Below are 4,699 nucleotides of genomic sequence, written 5' to 3' on the forward strand. Positions count from 1 at the left end.
GGCGAACGGCCCGGCGGCGCTCACCGCTGCCGGGCCGCCCGCGGCTGCCAGCGGGCGAGCGCCGCCCGGACCGCGTGCGCGGGGACGCCCACCACCCCGAGGTCGCAGATCCGCAGCACCCGGCGCTTGGCGTCGAACATTCCCATCGTCGGCCGCGTCATCAGCAGCGGCGAGCCCTGGACCGGGCGCGCCTCCAGCCAGGTGCCGCCGAAGAACGTCGACCTGACCTCCACCGCCGACAGTTCCGACCACGGCAGCACCACCCGGCCCCCGCGCCCGCTGAACACCAGCGCCTCCGCCGAGAACTCCAGCCGGCCCCGGCCCCGCCCGACCGCCACCACCACGGCCGGCACGACGAACAGCATCAGCAGCACAGCCAGGCCCACCCAGCTGCCCAGCGGGTGCGCCCCGAACATCGTCGGGTCGTGCGGGCCCGGGCGCCACTTCTTGGTCGCCGAGCCCGGCTTCGACATCACCAGCGCGGCCATCCCCGCCACGAAGAGCCCGCAGAGCACGATCATCAGGCCCGCCCCGGGCTGACCGGTCCGCAGACCACCGAGCACCGTCGCGTCACCGGTCACCGGCGGCGCGGCCACCGGCCCGGGCGGCACCGGCGCCGCCACCGGCGCGGGCCGCGGACCGCGCAGCTCCCGGTAGGTCTGGAACACCAGCACCCCGGCCAGCACCGCGCACCCCGCCGCCACCACCGCCCACCAGAGCGGCGACAACGACACCTGGTTGGTCACCAGGTTCGTCGCCACCGCGAACAGTGCCGGACAGACCGCCAGCAGTACCGGCCACAGCCGCGTCCTCATCACGACCCCCCTCTCCTCGGACCGTTCCCGATCGCATCCCGATCGCTCCCGATCACTCCCGAGGGAAACACCGGACACCCCCGGAGACTCGGTCACCGGACCGAATCCCGCCGATCGGCCACCGGGGACCTGTCCGACAAAACCGGTGGCCCGGCCCGGCGGCCGCGCACTACGCTCCCGGCCACCACGCCTCCCCGCCACCGCCCGAACCGGAACCCCCATGACCGACGCCCTGCTCTCCGGGCTCCTCGCCGGCTACGGCATCGCCGTGCCGGTCGGGGCGATCTCCGTCCTGATCGTCACCCTCGCCTCCCGCGTCTCGCTGGCCCGGGGCCTGGCCGCCGCCCTGGGCGTGGCCACCGCCGACGGCCTGTACGCCCTGCTCGCGCTGATCGGCGGCGCGACGCTCGCCCCGCTGCTCGCACCGGCCGCCGGCGCCCTCGAACTCGCCGCCGCGGCCGTCCTCGTCCTCCTCGCCGCGCACGGGCTGCGCGCCACGCTCCGCACCCACCGGGCCGACCGGGACCCGGCCGGCCCCCCGCCCCCCGCGCCCGCCTCCCCCTGGCGCACCTACGCCTCGCTGCTCGGCCTGACCCTCCTCAACCCGCTCACCGTGGTCTACTTCAGCGCCCTGGTGCTCGGCGGCCGCACCGGCCCCGGCAGCCTCGGGCCCGGCCTGGTCTTCGTCCTGGCCGCCTTCGCCGCCTCGGCCAGCTGGCAGGCCCTGCTCGCCACCGGCGGCGCCCTGCTCCGCCGCCTCCTCACCGGCCCCCGCGGCCGACTCCTCACCGGCCTCACCGGCAACCTGGTCGTCCTCGCCCTGGCCGTCCGCCTCGCCCTCCAGCACTGACCGCCCGGTGGCGACGTGGCTGGCTAGGCTGCGGCGCATGGACATCGTGATACCGCTCTTCGACCGATTCGAGCCGCTCGACGCGATCGGGCCCTACGAGATCCTCGCCTACGTGCCCGGGGCCACCGTGCGGTTCGTCACCGCCGAACCCGGCCTGGTACGGGACGACCTGGGCGCCCTGCCAGTGCACGTGCCGACCGCGTACACCGAGGTGGAGCGGTGCGACGTCCTGCTGGTCCCGGGCGGGGGCGGCATCCGGCCGATGCTCGCGGACCCCGGCTTCCTCGACTGGGTCCGCCGGATCCACGCCGGCACCCGCTTCACCACCTCGGTCTGCACCGGGTCGATCGTGCTCGGCGCGGCCGGCCTGCTGACCGGCCTGACCGCCACCACCCACTGGCAGGCGGCCGACGAACTGGAGTCGCACGGCGCCGTCTACACACCGGAGCGGGTGGTCCGGCACGGCCGGCTGATCACCGCCGCCGGGGTCTCCTCCGGGATCGACATGGCCGTCTCGCTGGCCGCGCTGCTCACCGACGAGCTGACCGCCCGGGCGATCCAGCTGACCACCGAGTACGACCCGCAACCCCCGTTCGACAGCGGCTCGGTGGCCAAGGCCTCGGCCGAGGTGATCGAGCGGGCCCGCACCCTGGGCTGAACCCCAGGACGCGGGCCCGAGCCGCCGCCGGCCCCGGGTGCGGGGCCGGCGGCGGGTGCCGTCACGGGAAGGAGGTGACCGTGGACGGGGTGGTGGAGGTGCCGGAGGTCGCGCCGCCGGTGCCGTTGATCACGTGCTCGTACTGGCCGTTGCCGCCCAGCGAGACCACCAGCAGGTCGTGGAACCGCACCCCGGGCCGGACCGGGGCCTCGAAGCCGTGGTCCATCCGGATGCTCGGGTCCACGTTGAAGTAGCAGTAGCTGCCGAGGCCCCAGCCCTCGTGGGTGGTGACGTTGTCGTCCACCTTGTAGGCAGCCCAGCCCCTGGTGGCGCCGTTCTGCACGGCGGCCTGGTTCGGGGCGTCGTAGGCGATCTCGTTCTGGAAGAAGATCGTCCGGCCGCGTTCGCCCGACCACTCGACGTCGTACTTCTTGAAGTGCTCGACGAACAGCCCGGTGCCGAGCACGTCGTCGCCGCGCACCACGAGGCCGTAGTCGGCCGGGTTGACCGTCCAGCCGACGCCGGTGCCGTGGTCGGCGCGCCAGATCCAGGTGTGGTCGACGATCACGTCGTCACTGTTGACCACGATCCCGGCGGTGGCCGAGCCCGCGCCCGCGCCGCCGACCCGGACGAACACGTCCTGGAGGGTGGTCGGGTTCGCCGCGTGGTCGGCGGCCGCGTTGTCCGGCCCGATCTGGACCAGCACCGGCGAGTTGACCGGTCCGGCGTCGACCAGCAGCCCGGCCAGCCGGACGCCGTCCACGTCGGCGACCCGGATCGCGGTCACCCCGTTGTCGGGCACCACGGTGGCCAGGCCGAGGCCGAGCACCACGGTGTCCGGGCGGGTCACCTCGATCGGCCGGTCCACGTGGTAGACGCCGGGGGTGAACAGCAGGTCCAGGCCCTGCGCCAGCGCCTGGTTGATGGTGGCCGCCGTCGCACCTGGCTTGACCAGGTAGAACTGGTTCAGCGGCCGCGAGGTGCCCTGCGGGGTGCCGTCCCAGGAGACGCCCCGGGCGTTGGTCCGCTTCGCCGGGACGAACACCCGGTACTCGTTGCCCTCCAGGTAGAGGAACGGCTTCTCGCGCGACACCGGGGTGGTGTCGAGGGTGGTGTAGGGCGGGTTCGGGAAGCTCTGCGCGGGCGCGCCCTGGACGCCGGAGAAGACCTGGTTCCAGACGCCGTTGGAGAAGCCGCCGATCGCGCTGTCCCGGGTGTACCACTGCTGCTGCGAGTAGTTGCCGATCTGGCCGTCCACCCGGCTGTCGGCGATGTAGCCGCCGCTGGCCCAGCCGTAGCCGTTCGGCGCCAGGTTGAGCCCGCCCCGGACGTGCATCCGGCGGAACGGCGCGGCCTGGGCGACGGCCCAGCGGTCGGTGCCGTTGACCGGGTTGAGGGCGAGGTTCTCCGCGGAGCGCCAGAAGTTCTGGGTGGCGTTGCCGTTGAACCAGCCCGCGTCCACGGTGACATCGCCGTTGAAGGTGGTGTCGTCGGGCTTGAGGCCGAGGCCCGCGATCGAGGTGTAGAAGCCGAGTTGGGCGTTGAGGTTCTGGTAGGTGCCCGGCTTGAACAGCAGCGCGTACCGCTCGGGGCCGAACTGGTTGGACTCCTGCTTGCGGAACACCTCGTCCAGCTTGGCCTGGATGCCGGGCGTGCCGGGGTCGAAGACCAGCACGTTGGGGCCGAGGTCGCCGCCGCCCTGCACCGGCGGCACGGTCGGGCCGTCGGAGGCGGCGACCCGCAGCTCCCACAGCGAGTAGCCCCAGGCGGTGCCCCGGGCCTGGCCGTTGAGCCGGACGTAGCGGCCGCTGCCGGAGACCGCGACGGTCTCGGTGCCGCCGGTGCCGTTCGCGGTGGAGTAGAGGGTCCGCCAGGTGACGCCGTCGTCGGAGGCCTGGATCTGGTAGGCGCGCCCGTACGCCGCCTCCCAGGCAAGTTCGACCCGGCACAGCTGCCGCACCGAGCCGAGGTCGACCTGCAACCACTGCGGGTCGGCGAAGGCGGAGGACCAGCGGGTACCGGCGTCGCCGTCGACGGCGTTGGCGGCGGACAGACCGGCGTTCTCGGTGGAGGAGGCGGTGGCCGGGCGGCCCCGCGCGGCGTCCGCGGCACCGCACTCGGCGGCGGCGGGGGCGGCGGCGGTGCTGGACGCGCCGGTGGCGGGGGCCGCGAGGGCGGCCGGTCCCGGCAGGGCGAGGGTGGTGGCCGCGAGCAGGGCGAGACCGAGCCTGGCGGCCGGCCCCCCGCGACGCGGGCGTGCTGAAGTGAGCCTCATGGGCTGCTCCTGCGGTGGGGGTGGGTGAAGGCGGAGGCGCACACCGCGGCCCGTGCCCGGTACGCCGTTGGGCGCCGGGCGGTGGGGAACGACGGGACGGC

General features: G+C 74.5%; 4 protein-coding genes. 2 read left to right on the plus strand and 2 right to left on the minus strand.

The window, feature by feature from the left end; translation table 11 throughout:
- Positions 1-20: 20 nt before the first annotated feature.
- Entirely contained in the window at positions 21-815 is a 795-nt protein-coding gene (locus BI06_RS44765) for a hypothetical protein (protein ID WP_043478804.1), read from the minus strand.
- Positions 816-1,035: 220 nt separating this feature from the next.
- Between BI06_RS44765 and BI06_RS44770 the strand changes: the two genes are divergently transcribed.
- The gene (locus BI06_RS44770) at positions 1,036-1,665 is read left to right on the plus strand and encodes a LysE family transporter (protein ID WP_030398476.1); all 630 of its coding nucleotides are present in this window, start codon (positions 1,036-1,038) and stop codon (positions 1,663-1,665) included.
- A gap of 37 nt (positions 1,666-1,702) precedes the next feature.
- A complete protein-coding gene (locus BI06_RS44775) occupies positions 1,703-2,323 on the plus strand; it encodes a DJ-1/PfpI family protein (protein WP_043478807.1) in 621 nt (206 codons plus the stop codon).
- 61 nt (positions 2,324-2,384) lie between these two features.
- Here the strand turns inward: BI06_RS44775 and BI06_RS44780 are convergent, their stop codons facing one another.
- A complete protein-coding gene (locus tag BI06_RS44780; protein ID WP_043478810.1) occupies positions 2,385-4,598 on the minus strand; it encodes a discoidin domain-containing protein in 2,214 nt (737 codons plus the stop codon).
- Positions 4,599-4,699: the final 101 nt, after the last annotated feature.

This window comes from Kitasatospora sp. MBT66 (genome assembly GCF_000710405.2).
Classification (GTDB): Bacteria; Actinomycetota; Actinomycetes; order Streptomycetales; family Streptomycetaceae; genus Kitasatospora; species Kitasatospora purpeofusca.

Bases quoted from the DNA above. Each gene is read 5' to 3' on its own strand.
- BI06_RS44765 (WP_043478804.1), bottom strand. From the start codon at position 815: ATGAGGACGCGGCTGTGGCCGGTACTGCTGGCGGTCTGTCCGGCACTG.
- BI06_RS44770 (WP_030398476.1), top strand. From the start codon at position 1,036: ATGACCGACGCCCTGCTCTCCGGGCTCCTCGCCGGCTACGGCATCGCC.
- BI06_RS44775 (WP_043478807.1), top strand. From the start codon at position 1,703: ATGGACATCGTGATACCGCTCTTCGACCGATTCGAGCCGCTCGACGCG.
- BI06_RS44780 (WP_043478810.1), bottom strand. From the start codon at position 4,598: ATGAGGCTCACTTCAGCACGCCCGCGTCGCGGGGGGCCGGCCGCCAGG.